The organism is Paenibacillus rigui (assembly GCF_002234615.1).
Classification (GTDB): domain Bacteria; phylum Bacillota; class Bacilli; order Paenibacillales; family NBRC-103111; genus Paenibacillus_S; species Paenibacillus_S rigui.
In genome coordinates, this window is sequence record NZ_NMQW01000080.1 from 1 (window position 1) to 17,097 (window position 17,097).

Consider the following 17,097-nt stretch of genomic DNA (forward strand, 5'->3'; position numbering starts at 1 on the left):
TAACTGTCCATTTAAATGTTTTGAAAGTTTTAAAGTCCAACGAAAGTCATCACCTTTGTTCTTCATATGATTCAATAAAATTGAATAAATTATTTAATTAATTCAATTATACAAAATTTTTAAAAGGGGGTACACTGAAAATAACAAAAGCAAAGGTGGGATTTCGATGAATTTGATGGACAAAGTGGCTCTGGTAACAGGCGGAGGTACAGGGATCGGACGAGCAACGAGTATTGAGCTGGCAAGAAGAGGAGCTGCCGTAGCCGTGAATTACTCACGTTCGCAAGCCGAAGCGGAAGAAACTGTGCAGTACATTCGAAGCTTAGGAGGAAGCGCCATAGCTATCAAGGCGGATGTATCCATAGACAAGGAGGTTCGAGCTATGGTTACGCAAACGGTTGAGCATTTTGGATCCGTGACCCTGCTTGTGAATAACGCCAGTATCACTCATCATTTACCGTTTGCCGATTTGGACGGCGCATCGGAAGACATATGGGATGAGCTCTACGCAGTGAATGTGAAAGGGATGTTTTACTGTGCAAGGGCTGCAGCACCTTATATGAAGGAGTCCATGCAGGGAGCGATTGTCAATATCGGCAGTATCGCAGGGATAACCGGCCTCGGTTCCTCACTGCCCTATGCCGTATCTAAAGCGGCGGTACATGGGCTAACGAAATCGTTAGCGCGAGCGCTGGCTCCATATATTAGAGTAAACTGCGTTGTCCCTGGCGCAGTTGAAACCCGCTGGTGGGCCGGCCGCGAGGAGCAAATGAAGCAGCTGGGCGGAAGCTTGCTGCTGCAGCGTATTTCAACGTCTGAGGACATTGCGCACATGATATGTGCCCTGCTAGAGCAGGACTCGATAACCGGGCAAATAGTTACGGTAGACAGTGGTCAAACGATGTAATCCGTGTTGACATTATTAGTTGCTATGAATATAATTGTCATAGCAACTAATTGAACGAAAAGGAAAGATGTCACCATGACAGCAAGCAAAGACAACAAGCTGGACAATTCAATCGGGTTTCAGATGGGTGTGACGTACCGCAAATTATCGAATTTGCTGCATACCCGGTTGAAAATGTATGAGATCACTCCTGAACAGTGGTCCGTGCTGTATCAGGTAGACCGAACCGACGGGTTGATCCAGAAGGAGATTGCTGAGCGCTGCGGTAAAGATAAGCCGACGACAACCAGGATTTTGGATCACCTGGAAGGGAAGGGCTATGTGTACAAAAAAACCGGAGAGCATGACCGGCGTTCCTTTCTCGTTTATGTTACCGATAAAGGCAGGGCACTGGTAGAAGAAACGCTGCCGATTGAGATGCAGGTCATTCAAGACGTGAAGCAATGTATGAGCGATGCGGAATACAGTATGTTTCTTGGGCTCCTTCTTCGTATTAATCGTCGTGTAAGTGAACTAACGGACAGAGAGTAGGTTGAACACATCATGAATCCACTAGAAGAACAACCAGGCAAATTATGGACCCGATCTTTTATTAGTTTAACGATAAGCTCCTTTTTATTGTTTTTAAATTTGCAAATGCTGTTATCTTCGTTTCCCGCTTATGTGAAAGGGAAGTTTATGACAGGAGATTTTACGGTTAGTCTTGTGACGAGTGTGTTCGCGATATCCGCGATAGCCACTCGTTTTTTGACGGCTGCGCTGATTCGTAAGGTGCATCGCAATGTGCTTTTATTTATAGGCGTTGGCATTGCCGCTCTCATCACTGCGCTGTATATATGGGCAAGCTCCGTCGGCTCGCTTCTTGTTATGCGGGTAGGCTATGGGATCGGCTTCGGGATGGCGAGCACGATTATCCCTACGCTGGTATCGCAAATTATTCCAAGCCGAAGAATGGGGGAGGGGATTGGCTACTTCGGACTTTCCACCAGCCTTGCCATGTCAGTCGGGCCCATGATCGGATTGAATACGATGAATCACTATGGGTTTAACTCCCTTGCTATGATCGGCGCGTTGGCCGCGGTGCTTATTTTTCCGGTACTGTTAGGACCCAGCTCCATACCGAAGCAGCTAAATAAGAAACCATCGGGTTCGGGAGCATCATCGGGCGGGAAGGCTGTAAAGCAGCCTTTTAACATGAAATTAGTATTCCCTGCATTTCTCAATGTATTACTTTCGGTAACCTACAGCGGACTTCTAAGCTTCATCGCGCTATTCGGTCAATCTGTTCACTTGGAGCAGGTCGGATTGTTCTTCCTGTTTAACGTCATTACGATCATTATTATTAGACCGATTTCCGGTCGGCTGTTCGACAGCAAAGGCCATGCGGCCGTTCTTATCCCTGCAGCTGCATGTGTGGTGGCCAGCATGCTGGTCTTATCATTCACGGCGTCAATCCCTATGCTGATTGTGTCCGCACTGCTTTATGGACTTGGCTTCGGAGCCATTCAGCCGACCATTCAAGCGTGGATGCTGAGATCGGCATCTCCAGAGCAGCATAGTGTAGCAAACAGTATGTTCTACAACTCAACCGATCTCGGGGTTGCCATAGGTGCGCTTTTATTGGGTGCGATCTCCAGTGCGACCGGTTATGCCGTCATGTACCGCTATTCCGCAGGGTTCATGCTCCTGTTTCTGGTGGTGTACGGCTTGGTACAATTGATAACTAACAAGCTATCGAGACCCTTGACGAATCGCGAAACGTCTTTATAATTTCTGTCATCATGAAATGACCTGCACCAGTATGGTGTTAGTTCGGATCTGAGGGCAGCAGGCTTTGCTCAACAGAAGGTTGGGGCAGCATATCCATGAAAGCACGAAGCGCACTGCTGATGAGCGAATCTTTTCGAACGATGAACTCGGTTGTCATGTGCCGGAACGGCTCCTCTATCCGATGAGACCGCACCGTACCCTCGGCTTCATGCTTCGCTATGACGCCTCTTGGCATCAGGGAAATGCCTAAACCTGCCGAGACGCCGCCAATAATCGCTTCTAATGTGCCGAACTCCATAATGACGGATTGCGGCAGCCCTTGAGCCAGAAGCCATTGATGCAGTACTTCCCGGTAAGAACAACCTGTGCTGAACACAAGAATAGGCTTCTTCATAGCTTGATCCAGATTAGCAATTGATGAGGCTGAAGCAATAACCAGCTCTTCTTTAAATACCGGGTAAGCCTGAAGCTCCGGATGGTGGCAAGGACAGCCGATAAAGGCTCCGTCCAGCTCATAATGGAGCACTTTATCGATTAACAGGGGAGAATGCTCGGTCGTCAGCGAAAGACGGACATCCGGATACTGTTCAAAGTAGTCGGCAAGCAGCTTGGGCAATCGAACGGCCGCGCAGGTTTGCGTGGATCCGATCAGTAAAGGTCCGTTAGGCGTGCTGCTGCCGGAAAGGGCACGAGCGGCTTCGTCCAGCAAACCGACGATTTTGTCAGCGTAGGCCAGCAGCGTCTTGCCGCTTGAGGAAAGGGTCATTCCCCGGTTGTGACGGTAAAAGAGTGTGGTACCTAGCTCCGTCTCCAACTGCTGGATTCGGGCGGTTACATTGGACTGAACATAACCGAGCCGCAAAGCGGCCCTGGTGATCGAGCCTTCCCGGGCAACCATTTGAAATACGCGCAGGTCTGTACTTTCCATGTCATAGCCTCCATAGATTGAATTCGATATCAAGGATGTCGTAGGACCTTGCTATCATAAATAATGATTGAAACTATCTTTAACAATCATTATACATAACAGCAAACCTCCACTACAATAAGAATCAATCAACCAGAGATGGAGGGCTATGGAATGAACAGGTACAAATATTTCACACTTATTATCATCACCACTTTTATTATGGGAATCGCTTTTCCTGTCGGCAAGATGGGGATGCTGTATGCGCCGCCCTTTCTTCTGATGGGCATTCGTTATATGCTGGCAGGCGGCCTGCTTGCGATTCTTGTAGCCAAAAAGCGGCAGCCTAAAGGAAGAAAGCAATGGATGCAAGCATCGGTGATCGGGTTATTCCAATCTGCAGGTGTCATGGGATGCGTCTATTACAGCATGAACTGGATTACTTCGGGTGAATCGGCTATCATCACCTTCGTCAATCCGCTGCTTGTCATCATTCTTGGAACGCTGACCGGTGCCGTATACCGGGGGCTTCAATGGATCGGTGTTGTGGTAGGTTTCATTGGGGTCGTCTTCACCTTCGGATTCCATCTGGGGCTGGAACCCGGCACCTTCATATGCTTTGCAGGCGCGGTATGCTTTGCGGTGGCTACATTGCTCATTAAACGCTGGGGGATTGCCTTCGACAGAACGGTCCTGGCGGCGTATCAAATGCTTGCCGGGGGCGTGGTGCTGCTCTTGTTAAGCTTATGGACGGAGAAACCCTTTTTCCACGTCACATCCGCGTCGATCACTATAATCCTTCTTTTGGCCATCGTGTGCTCTATTATTCAATTCTCGGTCTGGTTTTATTTGCTTCATCAAGGAGACCCGGCCAAAACAAGCTCTTTTTTGTTTCTTGCCCCGTTTTTCGGCGTTCTTTCCAGCTGGTTTTTGCTCGGTGAGCAAGTAGCATGGTATGTTGGCGTTGGAGGCATCTTCATTTGCGGCGGCATATTTCTAGTCAATTGGGATGGAAAAACAAGCCTTCGCCTCAGGAGGTTGAAGGAAGCGGCGTCTGCTAAGTGAACAGACAATGCAGAAGACGATCGTTCTGGGAATACTCCAGCACTTTAGTAATAAGAAATACAAAGAGGAGCCTTGCTGGAGGCTCCTTTCTTGTGTTTTTTATGCATTAGCGGATTGCGCATCCTGCTTACCGGTATCGATAACGGCACAGCTTCCGGGATATCCGTCAGTTTGCATCATTTCATCCAAGTGCTCCCGCATTTCCTCGTCTCCGGGAATATCTGCGACCAGCTTCGCGGCAGGCTGGTGAAATTCCACATGACCTTTTGGCTTAGAGTCAGTCAATAAAATCACCCCGATCTAGAGAGATTATTTACCGACTTATTATTCCGTTTGTGTATTTTTATATGCTCGGCTACAGCTTGCGCAAATGAATTTTCTGAATCGTATGATCAGCGCCTTTGGTTAAAATAAGCTGGGCGCGCCTTTTGGTAGGTAAAATATTTTCGTGCAGATTCTTGGCGTTGATTTCCTTCCAGATTTGCCTGGAGGCTTCAATCGATTCCTGTTCCGTCAGGTTGCCGAACCGGGGATGAAAATAAGACTGCCGATTCGTAAATGCGGTACGGCGGAGCAGAAGGAAACGATCGATATACCAATTCTCAATATCGTGCTCTTCAGCATCGACATAGATTGAAAAATCAAAAAAGTCACTGACGAACACCTTGGCGTCCTTGTTCACCTGCAGCACGTTAATGCCTTCGACAATCAGGATATCCGGCTGATGAATGGTTTGCTGCTCATCCTCTACAATATCATAGGTCAAATGGGAGTAGAGAGGGGCCTTCACCTCGGGTTTCCCGGATTTGACATCGCCGATAAAACGCAGCAGCTTTTTAATATCGTAGCTTTCGGGAAAGCCCTTTTTATTCATGATCCCTTTTTTCTCCAAAATAGCATTCGGGTACAGGAATCCATCCGTCGTGACGAGATCAACCTTTCGATGATGATCCCAACGGGCTAACAGGGTCTGGAGCAATCGGGCTGTCGTGCTTTTGCCTACAGCAACACTTCCGGCAATTCCGATAATATACGGAACCTTCGGGGCTTCATTGTGCAGAAACGACGAAGTCATTTGATGCAGCTGTTGTGAGGCCTTGACATACAAATGAAGCAAACGGGTGAGAGGGAGGTAGATTTCCTCGACCTCCTCGATCGAGACTTGGTCGTTCAAGCCTTTAAGCTCCTGCAGCTCATCATCCGTCAGTGGAAGCGGGGTATGGTCTCTTAAACCTGCCCACACCTTCCGGTCAAACTCGTAGTAAGGGGAATAGGGCTTCATGATTTACTCTCTTTTCTTCGTTATTCCTCCTCATCCCATTTGCGGGAGTAGGCTTTTTTGGTCACCCAGAACGTCATGGCACAGACGATAATGACCGCGATGAACCCTATGATGTATGCACTGCCAATACCCATCTTATTCACCTTCTTTCATGAGAAAGTTATCGTAGTTCAGTTTTGCCACTTTAAAATGCTGAAAATCCTTCATCAGGATTTTTTGCTTTTTGATCGTATAGCGAATAAGTTCAGAATCCTTGTAAAATGTGATTTTGTCCATGCTCGAGAACAGCTTGTCATTGAGCTGGGGCAGGCCCAGTTTTTTTTGGGCGGTTTGTTCATGCAAATCCTTTGCGAATGCCGACGTTACGCTTCGAATTCGGGCGTCAGGCGGGTCCATCCAGCCTTCAATCTTCACTTCCGGTGGAGTAAAGTCCTGCCTGAAATCTTGTCCGGGAATGTCCTGCCAAAAAGTGTTCCATTGCTCCAGCAGTCCCATTTCGTGAAAAATATATTGCTGAAATCCGCATAACCAGCCCGTACAGCTAATGTTTCGTAATTGACAACCGGATCGGTCCTTCAGATGAATACATCCTTTACAGCAGGATCCTCCATTAAGTATACACACTTGGCAGATTACTTCAACTCCAAGCTTGCTCAAATAATCCATTCCATGATCAATAATTTGTTGCTTCGTTGCAGTAATCATGCGTCACCTTTTATTTTCGTTTTATATTTGAATATTTGAATATAATGATATTATAAAGCGAGAGTTGAAGGAAGTCCAAATTATGTTATGATAATATCTATATATTTGAAATTTACGAGGAGAATGTGCAATGAACGCTGAACTCCAGCAGTTTAAAGCGGAATTTTTTAAAGCATTGGCTCATCCGATGCGAATTCGTATTCTTGAGGTGCTGTCGGAAGGTGACAAAACGGTTAACGAGATCCAAACCATTATTGGCAGCGAAGGTTCGGCCGTGTCTCAGCAGCTTGCCATATTGCGAAGCAAGAACGTGGTATCCGGAAGTAAAGAAGGAACTTCGGTTGTATACAGCCTGCGGGACCCTCTGGTTAAAGACTTGCTGGAAGTGGCCAAACGCATATTTGACAATCACCTGGTCGGAACGATTACGATGCTGGAAAGTATGCGGGCCATGGATAATTAATTGGAAAAATGGGATCAATGCCAAAGAAAAAGGCATTGATTTTTTTTGATTTCAGGTTTATTGTTTCTGTATATTCAAATAATCAGATATAAGAAGGGATAACATGAAGTGGTGGGGAAGATTTGAAGGATATCAAGCTTCGATGCTGCATCGGGATCTGGTATCGGGATTTATCGTGGGCATCATCGCTATCCCGTTGGGCATGGCATTCGCTATTGCTTCCGGGGTAAAGCCGGAATATGGCATCTATACGACGATTGTTGCCGGCATACTCATTTCGCTGCTGGGCGGATCCAGGTTTCAAATCGGCGGCCCTACAGGAGCTTTTATTCCGATCGTACTGGGAGTTGTCGTACAGTATGGCTACGAAAATTTACTAATTGCCGGTATGCTCGCAGGCGTTATCCTGATCTTGATGGGCGTTTTGAGGCTCGGTGTGCTGATTAGCTACATTCCGCGCCCGGTGACGATAGGATTTACCTCCGGCATCGCGGTTATTATATTTTCAGGACAAATAAGTCCCTTCCTGGGATTGAGCGGATTGGTTCGCCATGAGGATTTCATATCGAATATGCGAGAAATCGGCACGCACCTGGCAACTCTGAACGGATGGAGTATTGCAACAGCCTTGATCAGCTTAAGCGCTCTTCTAATTATGCCCAAAGTTTCTTCAAAGATTCCGGGTTCCTTGGTCGGGTTGGTTTTGTCGACCGTTGTTGCAGCCCTTTGGTTTAACGGAAACGTGGCCACTATTGGGTCTGTTTACGGGGGTATTCCAAGCACGCTGCCTCATATAACCCTACCGAACCTGTCCATTGATAAAGTGAAGGAGCTGCTGCAGCCGGCACTGGTTATCGCTATTCTAGGCGGTATTGAATCGCTGCTGTCCGCGGTTGTCGCTGACGGGATGACGGGGAGCAGGCATAACAGCAATAAAGAACTGATCGGCCAAGGTATTGCGAACCTGATGACTCCATTATTCGGAGGCATTCCTGCGACGGGAGCCATTGCCAGGACCGCAACCAATATCAAGAACGGTGCGGCATCTCCTTTTTCCGGGATGATTCATGGAGTCGTGGTTTTGCTGATCCTATTGTTATGCGCTCCGATGGCCTCGGCCATTCCTTTGGCAAGCATGGCTCCGATCCTGATGGTCGTCGCCTGGAATATGAGCGAGCGGAAAGAGTTTATCCATATTCTAAAAATGAAAACGGGCGACTCCATCGTGCTAGTGATCACTTTTCTGCTCACTGTATTTACGGACTTGACGACGGCAGTTGAAGTTGGTCTGCTCTTGGCGGCCATATTATTCATTAAAAGGCTGGGGGACCATTTTACCGTGTTCAAAGTCTTGCCGGACCCTCAGTTGAAGCATGAGAAGGTAAAGGAATATATGGTTCAGGACACGCATGACTGTCCGCAGCTCAGCATATTCACCATGGAGGGGCCATTATTTTTCGGTTCGGCTGACCGTTTCAAGCAAAGGATTATGGAAGTGCTGTCACCCGAACCGCGCATGATCTTGCTTCGCATGGGGAAGATGCCTTTCATGGATTCAACGGGGGCCTCCCATTTGTCCGACGTCATACGCCATATTCAGAGTACAGGCGGGAAAGTCTTCATCTCTGGCATACGGAGCCAGCCCAGAGCTTATTTGAAGAAAACGGGTTTGGACTTGAGCATCGGCCCAGACCATTTTTTTGACCACACGGGTGAAGCGATAGATCACGCTCTGAAGCAGCTTGACTACAATAAATGTTTGCATTGCAAGCACAGAGCTTTTCGGGAATGCTCCGGCTTGTCTAATCCATTGAACCAAGAGGAAAGTGTATCCAAGCTGCAAGTGCCGTATGAAGCTGACACGGTACGATAGCATCGAATAGAGAATAGTAAAGTACAAGGCCGCGTAAACCGCGGCTTTTTTTTGCTGCCGGAAGGATGAGGTTTCTCTGGCATAGCGTCGCTTTTCCTAATGATGTCACGATATTGGACTCTTGTGCCGAAAATCATAGGTTTGGAACGGACCGGGCAAACATAGTTTAATAGTAAGACAGATTGTAAACGTATACAGATGAGTTTCCAGTTCCCATGATCCAAGGAGAGGGTGGTTCGATGTCTTTCTTACCGAAATATGGTTCTACGACATTAGTGAGTTTGCTTGCTCTGAGTCTGGCCGCTTGCAGCAGTAATCCGGCACCGAAGGCGAATACGCCGGCACCGGCCCCGGCAGGGGAGAAGGCAGGGACGGTAAAAGAGGAAAAAGCAGCGGAGAAAACGATCAAGATCACGTACCGGAAATTCGGCTCGGCGGATTCGTTCGGAGATTGGCTGAAGCCGGTTGCGGAGGAATTCGAAAAGACACACCCGGGGGTCAAGGTGAAATTTGCACCGATTATCGCCTCGGAAGGAGACTTTTTTGCGAAGCTTGCGTTGACGATGAAGTCGCCTGATACGGCACCGGAGGTGGTCGCAGAAGATACCTTCATGATCAGCTCGGATGTGGCAGCCGGTCTGCTGGAGCCGATGGATCAAATCAAAAGCTGGCCGGATTGGAATAACTTTTTCGAGCCGGTTCAGAATGGCATGAAGGCCGCAGACGGCAAAGTTTACGGCATTCCGTACAGTACCGATACCCGGGGGATGTTCTACAACACGAATATTTTCAAAAAAGCGGGTCTTCCCGTTCCTTGGGAGCCGAAGTCCTGGGACGACATTCTCGCTGCGGCGCAAGCTATTAAATCGAAGGTGCCCGATGTAACCCCTTTCTGGATCAATTCCGGCAAGGCTACAGGGGAAGCGACCACCATGCAAACCTTTGAGATGCTGCTGTACGGGACGAAGGATACTTTGTTCGAGAATGGCAAATGGGTAGCGAAAAGCCCGGGGTTCCTCGATTCGTTGAAATTCATTAATGATATTTATAAAAAAGGGCTTGGGCCGGAGCTGTCCCAAGTATTGACCGGGCAAGCCGGAGATATTGTCTCGAACCAAATGATGCCTAAGGAGAAGGTGGGCATCGTGCTCAACGGAAACTGGGTGCCGTCGGCCTGGAAGCCGGATGGCCCTGCACCTTGGAAGGAAGGGGTGTCCGTGTATCAGCTGGCCGCGATGCCGACGCAAAAAGGGGAGGCGCCGGGATATACAAGTATGTCGGGAGGTTGGGCGCTTTCGATCGGTTCCAAGTCCAAGGAGAAGGAGCTGGGGCTTGAATTCATCAAGCTGGCTTCCACGAAGGAAAGCATCAAGCAGCATTCGCTGAAATCGGGCGATCTTTCGCCGCGCAAGGATGTGGCGGTCGATCCGGAGTATACGAATGCTCCAGGCACCGTCTTTAAACAAGCGACTTCGTTCCTTGCCTTCACACACTATCGGCCGGGCAATGCCGAGTATCCGCAAATTTCCACCCAGATCCAGGCTTTGGTCGAAGGGGTTGCAACCGGTACGTTAACGCCTGAAAAAGCGATGGAGGATTACGCACAAAACGTGAAGCGTATTGTAGGAGAGGGGAAAACGATCGAAAAATAATCGAAGCTGCGGATGATCGATGCCTTCGGTGGTGTCGATCATCTATTCTTTGCCAGGAGGAGGTACTAGCATTGGAATCGCTAAAATTGAAACCGATTGCCCATCCCCATAAAAAAATAAGCACGGATACGAGAAATCATTGGCGTGCTGCCCTCTTTTTACTTCCAAGCTGGCTGCTCTTGCTTGTCTTCTTTTTCGGCCCGATACTGCTTACGTTTTACTTCTCCTTTACGAACATGACGCTCACCGGGGCCGCTTCAGAGGATGTCCTTTTTATCGGCTTGGACAATTTTGTTTCTTTTTTCGCAGATCCGAGCTTTATGACAGTGATCCTGAATACGCTGATTTTTCTGGTGCTCTCTGCCATCATAGGCCAACAAGCGTTAGGTCTTCTGATCGCGCTGCTGATGAATAAACGGGACAAAAACTTTCGCAGGCTGATCGGCACGCTCGTTCTCATCGGATGGGTGACGCCGGAGATCGTCGTTGCTTTTACATTCTTCGCCTTTTTCAGTGATCAAGGGACGATGAATGCGATGCTGGCCGCGGTGCACCTGGAGCCGTTGAAATGGCTGTATCAATACCCGATGACCTCTGTCGTGATCGCTAACATTTGGCACGGCACGGCCTTTTCGATGCTCGTCTTTCAGGCCGCCCTAAGCGGCGTCCCGCAGGAGCTGGAGGAAGCAGCTATGATTGATGGCGCAACGGTGTGGCAGCGATTATGGAGAATCATCATGCCGATCATCAAAGGCTCGATTATGACGAACATGGTGCTGGTGAGCTTGCAGACCTTGGGGGTATTTACGCTCATCTATGCGCTTACCGGAGGCGGACCGGGCGTGAAGACGGAGACGCTTCCCATTTTCATGTACCACCAGGCATTCGTCAATTTCCAGCTGGGTTACGGTACGGCGATTTCATTGATCCTTCTGCTCATCGGCATGCTGATTAGTATCGCGTACATTCGGCTTTTGAAAGTGAAAATATAGAAGTATTAGCAGGACCCATCAGCACAGCGGGAGCATTATTTGTCTATGATTAGTAGAACGAGAGGAGGAAGCAGCCCATGAAGAAGAGATGGAATTATCATATGACCGGCCGGGTCGTCCCGTATTTCGTGCTGAGCTTGATCGGCATCGTGTTCATTATTCCTTTATTATGGATTATTTTTGCCTCGGTCGATCCCAATGCGAATCAAATGCTGAAGCTTCCTAGTCAGCTCACATTGAACAATTTTAAAGGCATCCTGATGAATGCCGAGAACCAGCGTGCTTTCAAGAACGGTATTTTTCTTTCATTAGGTCAAGCGATTCTGGTGGTGATTGTTGCCGGGTTTGCGGCGTATCCGTTATCCAGGTATGCTCTTCGGTATAAGTCGCCGTTCATGTATTTAATCTTATTCTCCACGAGTCTCCCCATTACAGCCGTTATGGTTCCGGTGTATCAATTGTTCGTGGCGCTTAAATTTCAAGATTCTCTCATCGGGGTGATGATTTTTCTAACTGCTTCTTCACTCCCTTACGCCATATGGATAACCAAAAATTTCATGGACTCCGTTCCGCTGGAGCTGGAGGAAGCGGCTTGGGTTGATGGCTGCTCGATTTGGAAGGGGCTTCGGGTGATTGTGGCTCCCTTGATGCTGCCGGGCATTTTTACGGTAGGTATTTTCACCTTCTCCGGAAGCTGGGGCAACTTCTTCGTTCCGTTTATATTAATTCAAACGCCTGAGAAAATGCCGGCATCGGTAAGCATCTATCAATTTTTCGGCGCACACGGCTTGGTCGAGTACGGTAAGCTGGCTGCCTTTTCTATTCTATACACCATTCCGACGGTCGTACTGTATATTTTGAGCCAACGATTTATGTCCAAAGGCTTTAGCTTCGGAGGCGGCACGAAAGGGTAAGCAGTATTTGCTATATCAGGTCTCGGTTCATTGTGGTACGGGCATACACCGTGTCCTTTCGCTTGGTCTCCCATATATTGTAGCGAAGCGGTATTTAAGGTGTATGTGTGCGAGACGTACCCCAACGAGCGAGAGGAAGAAGCAGCAATGGGCAAATCACCTGCTATTAAGAAATCCAGACTTCGGTTCAGCTCCCCATTGCAGCGATTGCCGAGGGTCCAGAAGCTTATCTACCACCATATGTCCCGGTCCAATTGGGGGCTTCAGGATGTGCACGAATTCCATAAGAACAAAGGCTGGAAAGGCATCGGCTACAATTATTGGATCAGCTATGATGGGACCATCTATGAAGCGAGAGGGGAATCCATCGGTGCGCATGTTCGCGGATGGAATGATAAATCGCTTGGCATCGGCTTTCAGGGAGACTTTGATTTCCAGCCCATGCTGGAAGAGCAAATGCAGTCCGGCGTGTGGCTGACGGCTTATTTGATGAAAAAATACGGTCTTCGTGCAAAGGATGTCGTCGGTCATAAAGACCTGACTCCTACCACGACCTGTCCGGGAGCCCATTTTCCAATGAACGAGATGAAGCAAAGGGCAGTAAACCTGCTGAGCCAATACAAAAAATAACCGTCGCCCTGGGTGGTGGCAGCCTTTTCGGAATTTAAATTGTTAAGGGATACTGTAGCGGCAGTATGCCTTTTTTTGTTTTCAGGAGGGATGATAAATAAGGGATTGACATTGACGCAGCGTAAAGGTGTACATTGAATGGGTCAGGAGATGATGGCATGGAATACACCGTACAAAAACTGGGTCGTCTGGCGGGAATCAGCACCAGAACCCTTCGATATTATGACCAGATCGGAATGCTTAAGCCTGCTCGAATCAACTCATCAGGTTACCGGATCTATGGTCAGACAGAGGTTGACAGGCTGCAGCAAATATTGTTCTATCGAGAGCTGGGCGTTCCTCTGGACCAGATCAAAGAGTTGGTGACGGATCCTTCTTATGATGGGGCGAAGGCGCTGAAGGAGCACCGCAAGCAGCTTCTCGATCGTAGAGATCAGCTGGATTTGTTGATTGCCAATGTGGAAAAAACGATTGCCTTACACGAAGGGAGAACAACCATGACGGATCAAGAAAAATTCGAAGGCTTTAAGCAACAGATGCTCGATGAGAACGAAGACAAGTACGGTCAAGAAATTCGCGAGAAGTATGGAGAGGATACCGTAAATAAATCCAATGCGAAATGGAAGAGCATGACGCAGCAGGAATATGAGGAGATCACCCAGGTTGCGAATGAAGTTACCAAGACATTGTCCGAGGCATACAGGAACGGGGATCCTGCAAGTGATATTGCTCAAAAGGCAGCGGAGCTGCATAAGCAGTGGCTGACCTACTACTGGAGCGAATACAGCAAAGAAGCACATGCGGGACTCGCCCAGATGTATGTGGACGACGAACGGTTTAAGGCGTATTATGATGCAGAGCAGCCCGGAACGGCAGCATTTCTTAGAGATGCGATTCAAATCTATACGGGATTATCCAAGTAAATGAAAAAGCTCCCGCGCCGGGAGCTTTTCATTCGTATTATGTCTTGCTTTTCCCGCCTAGCAGCGTGAAGGCGCCAATTAGCACGAAAAGGATAGCCAATGTCGGCCCGCTGACAGCGACCTGATTAAATAGCGCCCCGATCGTAAATACGGCAGAAAATAGCAGCGATAGTACCATCAAAATAGAAATGGGGATCAGCAGATAACGATTGCGACCGCCAAACCAGTAAAATTCAAAAAGTCCAACAGCTGCCGCAAAAATAAACCCGGGCCACAAATAGGCCCAGCCATCGGTCAGCATGGCGATTTGGCATACGATCCCCGCCGTAAACACAGTGCCTCCGGGGATTAGCAGCCCTGTCGCTCTAGGGGCGAGCATTGAGAAATAAAGCCAGTGGAAAAACAAACCGATTGGGATCACAAACAGGCTCGGCCAAAAATGTCCGAAGATCGTCCCGGCATCGACCGGTTGACCATGGTTTAGATATAAGCCGACCCCTAAGAGAATCAGAACGATCCCCGCAATGCTTCTATTCATGCCATACACTCCTTTGAATACAATTTCACTGTTTTCAAAGTACCATGGAAAGGTTTGGGCTGTCACCCTTCTTTAGACAAGTCGTGCAACTGGACTTAAGTCCAGTATGATGATACCGTTGGGGTCGGCGAACGAAAATATTTTCAACACGGGACCTGAATGATGTGATATATATTGAAAACAAGGTTCATGTTAAGCGTATTTATCCGAAGACAAGGAGGCTGTCCAGCAATGCTCAAATCATATACGCTGCCGCGTGGGAAAAGAATCAAACTCCATCAATATGATCCGGACGACACCGGTTCCATTGTAGGTAAAGAAGAGATTGCGGAACAATATCATAAGCTGCAAGAGGAGCTTGCTGAAATGCAGGATAAGCTGTTTGCCCAGAAAAAGCACTCATTGCTCGTCATTATTCAAGGCATGGATTGCAGTGGTAAGGATGGTGTCATCAAAAAAGTGTTTTCTGGGATCAATCCCCAAGGGGTCAGCGTCGCTTCCTTCAAAAAACCGACTTTGGAAGAGGCGTCGCATGATTTTTTATGGAGAACGCATAAAGAAGTGCCGGGCCGAGGCTATATAGCGGTGTTTAACCGTTCGTACTACGAGGAAGTGCTGATTACTCGAGTTCATGGGCAAATTGACGAGGAAGAAGCGAAACAGCGGTTTAAGCAAATCAAACATTTTGAAAAGCTATTGATAAGCCACGATACGCAGGTCGTCAAAATATTTCTCCATATTTCCAAGTCGTTTCAAATCTCGAAAATTCAGAAGCGGCTATCGGATCCTTCGAAAATGTGGAAGTTCGACCCGAATGATTTATTGGAACGGAATTACTGGGATGCTTATGAAGAAGCTTACGCGGATGTATTCAGCCACTGCAGCTTTAAAGAAAGCCCCTGGTATATCGTACCTGCGAATCAACGGTGGTTTCGGGATTACCTTGTTCTGCAAATTGTAGTGGACGCTCTGAGGAAGCTGCCTCTGGAATACCCTCAGCCGGATTCAAAGCTTGAGGATTTGCTTCGCCTGCTTCCCGATGACATCAGACCGGAATCCGTTTAAGCCGGCAGGGTACTAGAAAAAGATAGTACTGACTTAAGGATGTGATTAAGGAGTATAATGGGATTGCTGGCGACAGGAACCAATTATACAAGTAAGGAATGGTTGGTATGGGGACAAATGAGCGGTGCAGCGTATTGAAGCAACATGAGGTTCTGTGCTACAGCGTTTGCCTCTATCTCGTACGCAGCGAAAAGCTGGCCTTCGAAGCTGCAACGAGTACGCTGCTACGGCTGGGGACTTGCGACGATTTCTTCCATGCGACAGATCCGGAACAACAGCAATGGGTACGCAAGGAATCCATAAAATGCTCGCTCCAGTTGTTAAGCAGGGGTACTTGTACCCCATCTATAACGCTTGTGCGGAAGGGATAGTTTTGGAGTATGTTTAATGTAGAAGAAATCGCATCGATGATTTCCGTATGGAGGTAATGTCTGAAATGCTGTTTCAGTAGAGGGGAAACATCACTTCTTATTGAACAATCGTAAATGATTTTTCACACCTTAAATAGAACCGAAAGCACCGGGGGGTTGCAATGTCTTAAGAGACTTTGTGAGCCTCCTTTTAAATTTCCAATATTTACAATGGCTGATATAATGGAAAGGCGGGACTTGATGGAGATATCTTAATCAAAACCTCAATGGGTTTCTGTCCCGAGGCAAAGTTTGAAAGATGATCTACTTCTCAGGGGCTAAAGTCTAAATTAAGTGAGTCAAAACCAAAAAGTGATACAAAAGAATGTGAAGAATTAACTACTCCTGATGCAAGAATTATTAATATAACTGAAAGAATATATGAATGCCCAGAATCTAATAGACTTATGTGGTTAAAGAATAATGGAATGGTCAATTTATATGAACAAACCAATACATTAAACTATTCAATAAGAAATAAATAATTGATAGCTCCTCATGAAGAGCCCACGGCATATAACACCGTATTCACGCGTCAGGGGGCAAGCCCCTTGGTCACCCGAGGCATTTCGAGGAAGCGGAGCCAGGCAGACAACCCTGCGAGGCTAAGAGGCGGAGCCACACCGGGCAGCTGACGCTGCCTTAAGCCTCTCGGGTTCGTGATTACAGTAACGATATATGAAACTAGCGCAATTATATTAAAAACATATAAATAGTAAGGGGACCTCTAGATGCTAGTGATCCGAGTGACGAAAAACTTATTAAAAGAACTTAAACTTCAATCAACAAAAGTTGATACCTCAGATTCTTTTTATAGTTGGCATGCGAATTTCTTTTTACTTCATAGAAGAAAGTGCATTGTATCGATGAATGACCTTTCCCGATTAAGTGTGGCGCTTTATGGAATTATATAATGCTCCCATAGGTTGAGACACGTCTATTATATACATCTGACGCTGCCGACGAATAGCTAGGTGGATGCAGTGTAGGAGGCACTCTCA

General features: G+C 47.6%; 18 protein-coding genes. 13 read left to right on the plus strand and 5 right to left on the minus strand.

Going from position 1 to position 17,097, the window contains the following annotated elements; translation table 11 throughout:
* The first annotated feature begins 166 nt into the window (after nucleotides 1–166).
* From CF651_RS31530 to CF651_RS31540, 3 genes are all read left to right on the plus strand, one after another.
* Entirely contained in the window at nucleotides 167–907 is a 741-nt protein-coding gene (locus CF651_RS31530) for an SDR family NAD(P)-dependent oxidoreductase (protein WP_094018836.1), read from the plus strand.
* 75 nt (nucleotides 908–982) lie between these two features.
* Nucleotides 983–1,438, plus strand: coding sequence for a MarR family winged helix-turn-helix transcriptional regulator (locus CF651_RS31535; RefSeq protein ID WP_094018837.1), 456 nt, complete (start codon nucleotides 983–985; stop codon nucleotides 1,436–1,438).
* Between the two features lie 12 nt (nucleotides 1,439–1,450).
* Nucleotides 1,451–2,677 carry an MFS transporter gene (locus CF651_RS31540; RefSeq protein WP_094018838.1) on the plus strand — a complete coding sequence of 409 codons (1,227 nt, stop codon included), beginning with the start codon at nucleotides 1,451–1,453 and terminating at the stop codon, nucleotides 2,675–2,677.
* Between the two features lie 37 nt (nucleotides 2,678–2,714).
* On the opposite strand, the gene CF651_RS31545 is transcribed toward CF651_RS31540, so the two are convergent.
* Complete coding sequence (locus CF651_RS31545; protein ID WP_094018839.1) at nucleotides 2,715–3,605, minus strand: LysR family transcriptional regulator; 891 nt, start codon at nucleotides 3,603–3,605, stop codon at nucleotides 2,715–2,717.
* Between the two features lie 153 nt (nucleotides 3,606–3,758).
* Between CF651_RS31545 and CF651_RS31550 the strand changes: the two genes are divergently transcribed.
* On the plus strand, nucleotides 3,759–4,649 hold the full coding sequence (locus CF651_RS31550) for a DMT family transporter (RefSeq protein WP_094018840.1): 891 nt from the start codon (nucleotides 3,759–3,761) through the stop codon (nucleotides 4,647–4,649).
* Nucleotides 4,650–4,748: 99 nt separating this feature from the next.
* Here CF651_RS31550 and CF651_RS31555 read toward each other — a convergent pair whose 3' ends face one another.
* The 3 genes from CF651_RS31555 to CF651_RS31565 all read right to left on the minus strand — a co-directional run bounded on the left by CF651_RS31555 (nucleotide 4,749) and on the right by CF651_RS31565 (nucleotide 6,636).
* Nucleotides 4,749–4,934, minus strand: coding sequence for a hypothetical protein (locus tag CF651_RS31555; RefSeq protein WP_094018841.1), 186 nt, complete (start codon nucleotides 4,932–4,934; stop codon nucleotides 4,749–4,751).
* Nucleotides 4,935–5,004: 70 nt separating this feature from the next.
* Nucleotides 5,005–5,931, minus strand: a complete 927-nt coding sequence (gene coaA, locus CF651_RS31560) for a type I pantothenate kinase (RefSeq protein WP_094018842.1) — start codon at nucleotides 5,929–5,931, stop codon at nucleotides 5,005–5,007.
* Nucleotides 5,932–6,066: 135 nt separating this feature from the next.
* A complete protein-coding gene (locus CF651_RS31565; protein WP_094018843.1) occupies nucleotides 6,067–6,636 on the minus strand; it encodes a hypothetical protein in 570 nt (189 codons plus the stop codon).
* Between the two features lie 130 nt (nucleotides 6,637–6,766).
* On the opposite strand from CF651_RS31565, the gene CF651_RS31570 reads away from it, so the two are divergent.
* From CF651_RS31570 to CF651_RS31600, 7 genes are all read left to right on the plus strand, one after another.
* Entirely contained in the window at nucleotides 6,767–7,099 is a 333-nt protein-coding gene (locus CF651_RS31570; RefSeq protein WP_094018844.1) for an ArsR/SmtB family transcription factor, read from the plus strand.
* A 103-nt stretch (nucleotides 7,100–7,202) separates the two neighbouring features.
* The gene (locus CF651_RS31575) at nucleotides 7,203–8,972 is read left to right on the plus strand and encodes a SulP family inorganic anion transporter (protein WP_094018845.1); all 1,770 of its coding nucleotides are present in this window, start codon (nucleotides 7,203–7,205) and stop codon (nucleotides 8,970–8,972) included.
* 239 nt (nucleotides 8,973–9,211) lie between these two features.
* Complete coding sequence (locus CF651_RS31580) at nucleotides 9,212–10,624, plus strand: extracellular solute-binding protein (RefSeq protein ID WP_094018846.1); 1,413 nt, start codon at nucleotides 9,212–9,214, stop codon at nucleotides 10,622–10,624.
* A gap of 95 nt (nucleotides 10,625–10,719) precedes the next feature.
* Nucleotides 10,720–11,616 carry a carbohydrate ABC transporter permease gene (locus CF651_RS31585; protein WP_245856234.1) on the plus strand — a complete coding sequence of 299 codons (897 nt, stop codon included), beginning with the start codon at nucleotides 10,720–10,722 and terminating at the stop codon, nucleotides 11,614–11,616.
* Nucleotides 11,617–11,693: 77 nt separating this feature from the next.
* Nucleotides 11,694–12,530: a carbohydrate ABC transporter permease gene (locus tag CF651_RS31590; RefSeq protein WP_245856233.1), complete on the plus strand. Its 837-nt coding sequence runs from the start codon at nucleotides 11,694–11,696 to the stop codon at nucleotides 12,528–12,530.
* Nucleotides 12,531–12,677: 147 nt separating this feature from the next.
* A complete protein-coding gene (locus tag CF651_RS31595; protein ID WP_094018847.1) occupies nucleotides 12,678–13,160 on the plus strand; it encodes a peptidoglycan recognition protein family protein in 483 nt (160 codons plus the stop codon).
* A 158-nt stretch (nucleotides 13,161–13,318) separates the two neighbouring features.
* Entirely contained in the window at nucleotides 13,319–14,083 is a 765-nt protein-coding gene (locus tag CF651_RS31600; RefSeq protein WP_094018848.1) for a MerR family transcriptional regulator, read from the plus strand.
* A 37-nt stretch (nucleotides 14,084–14,120) separates the two neighbouring features.
* On the opposite strand, the gene CF651_RS31605 is transcribed toward CF651_RS31600, so the two are convergent.
* Nucleotides 14,121–14,621, minus strand: coding sequence for a hypothetical protein (locus CF651_RS31605; RefSeq protein ID WP_094018849.1), 501 nt, complete (start codon nucleotides 14,619–14,621; stop codon nucleotides 14,121–14,123).
* 231 nt (nucleotides 14,622–14,852) lie between these two features.
* Here CF651_RS31605 and CF651_RS31610 point away from each other — a divergent pair, with 231 nt between their 5' ends.
* Both CF651_RS31610 and CF651_RS33500 read left to right on the plus strand, forming a co-directional pair.
* Nucleotides 14,853–15,686, plus strand: a complete 834-nt coding sequence (locus CF651_RS31610) for a PPK2 family polyphosphate kinase (protein WP_094018850.1) — start codon at nucleotides 14,853–14,855, stop codon at nucleotides 15,684–15,686.
* 1,141 nt (nucleotides 15,687–16,827) lie between these two features.
* Entirely contained in the window at nucleotides 16,828–17,010 is a 183-nt protein-coding gene (locus CF651_RS33500) for a DUF6933 domain-containing protein (RefSeq protein ID WP_425436377.1), read from the plus strand.
* Nucleotides 17,011–17,097: the final 87 nt, after the last annotated feature.

Bases quoted from the DNA above. Each gene is read 5' to 3' on its own strand.
- CF651_RS31535 (WP_094018837.1), top strand. From the start codon at position 983: ATGACAGCAAGCAAAGACAACAAGCTGGACAATTCAATCGGGTTTCAG.
- CF651_RS33500 (WP_425436377.1), top strand. From the start codon at position 16,828: ATGCTAGTGATCCGAGTGACGAAAAACTTATTAAAAGAACTTAAACTT.
- CF651_RS31530 (WP_094018836.1), top strand. From the start codon at position 167: ATGAATTTGATGGACAAAGTGGCTCTGGTAACAGGCGGAGGTACAGGG.
- CF651_RS31600 (WP_094018848.1), top strand. From the start codon at position 13,319: ATGGAATACACCGTACAAAAACTGGGTCGTCTGGCGGGAATCAGCACC.
- CF651_RS31610 (WP_094018850.1), top strand. From the start codon at position 14,853: ATGCTCAAATCATATACGCTGCCGCGTGGGAAAAGAATCAAACTCCAT.
- CF651_RS31595 (WP_094018847.1), top strand. From the start codon at position 12,678: ATGGGCAAATCACCTGCTATTAAGAAATCCAGACTTCGGTTCAGCTCC.
- CF651_RS31570 (WP_094018844.1), top strand. From the start codon at position 6,767: ATGAACGCTGAACTCCAGCAGTTTAAAGCGGAATTTTTTAAAGCATTG.
- CF651_RS31605 (WP_094018849.1), bottom strand. From the start codon at position 14,621: ATGAATAGAAGCATTGCGGGGATCGTTCTGATTCTCTTAGGGGTCGGC.
- CF651_RS31540 (WP_094018838.1), top strand. From the start codon at position 1,451: ATGAATCCACTAGAAGAACAACCAGGCAAATTATGGACCCGATCTTTT.
- coaA (WP_094018842.1), bottom strand. From the start codon at position 5,931: ATGAAGCCCTATTCCCCTTACTACGAGTTTGACCGGAAGGTGTGGGCA.
- CF651_RS31575 (WP_094018845.1), top strand. From the start codon at position 7,203: ATGAAGTGGTGGGGAAGATTTGAAGGATATCAAGCTTCGATGCTGCAT.
- CF651_RS31545 (WP_094018839.1), bottom strand. From the start codon at position 3,605: ATGGAAAGTACAGACCTGCGCGTATTTCAAATGGTTGCCCGGGAAGGC.
- CF651_RS31565 (WP_094018843.1), bottom strand. From the start codon at position 6,636: ATGATTACTGCAACGAAGCAACAAATTATTGATCATGGAATGGATTAT.
- CF651_RS31550 (WP_094018840.1), top strand. From the start codon at position 3,759: ATGAACAGGTACAAATATTTCACACTTATTATCATCACCACTTTTATT.
- CF651_RS31590 (WP_245856233.1), top strand. From the start codon at position 11,694: ATGAAGAAGAGATGGAATTATCATATGACCGGCCGGGTCGTCCCGTAT.
- CF651_RS31580 (WP_094018846.1), top strand. From the start codon at position 9,212: ATGTCTTTCTTACCGAAATATGGTTCTACGACATTAGTGAGTTTGCTT.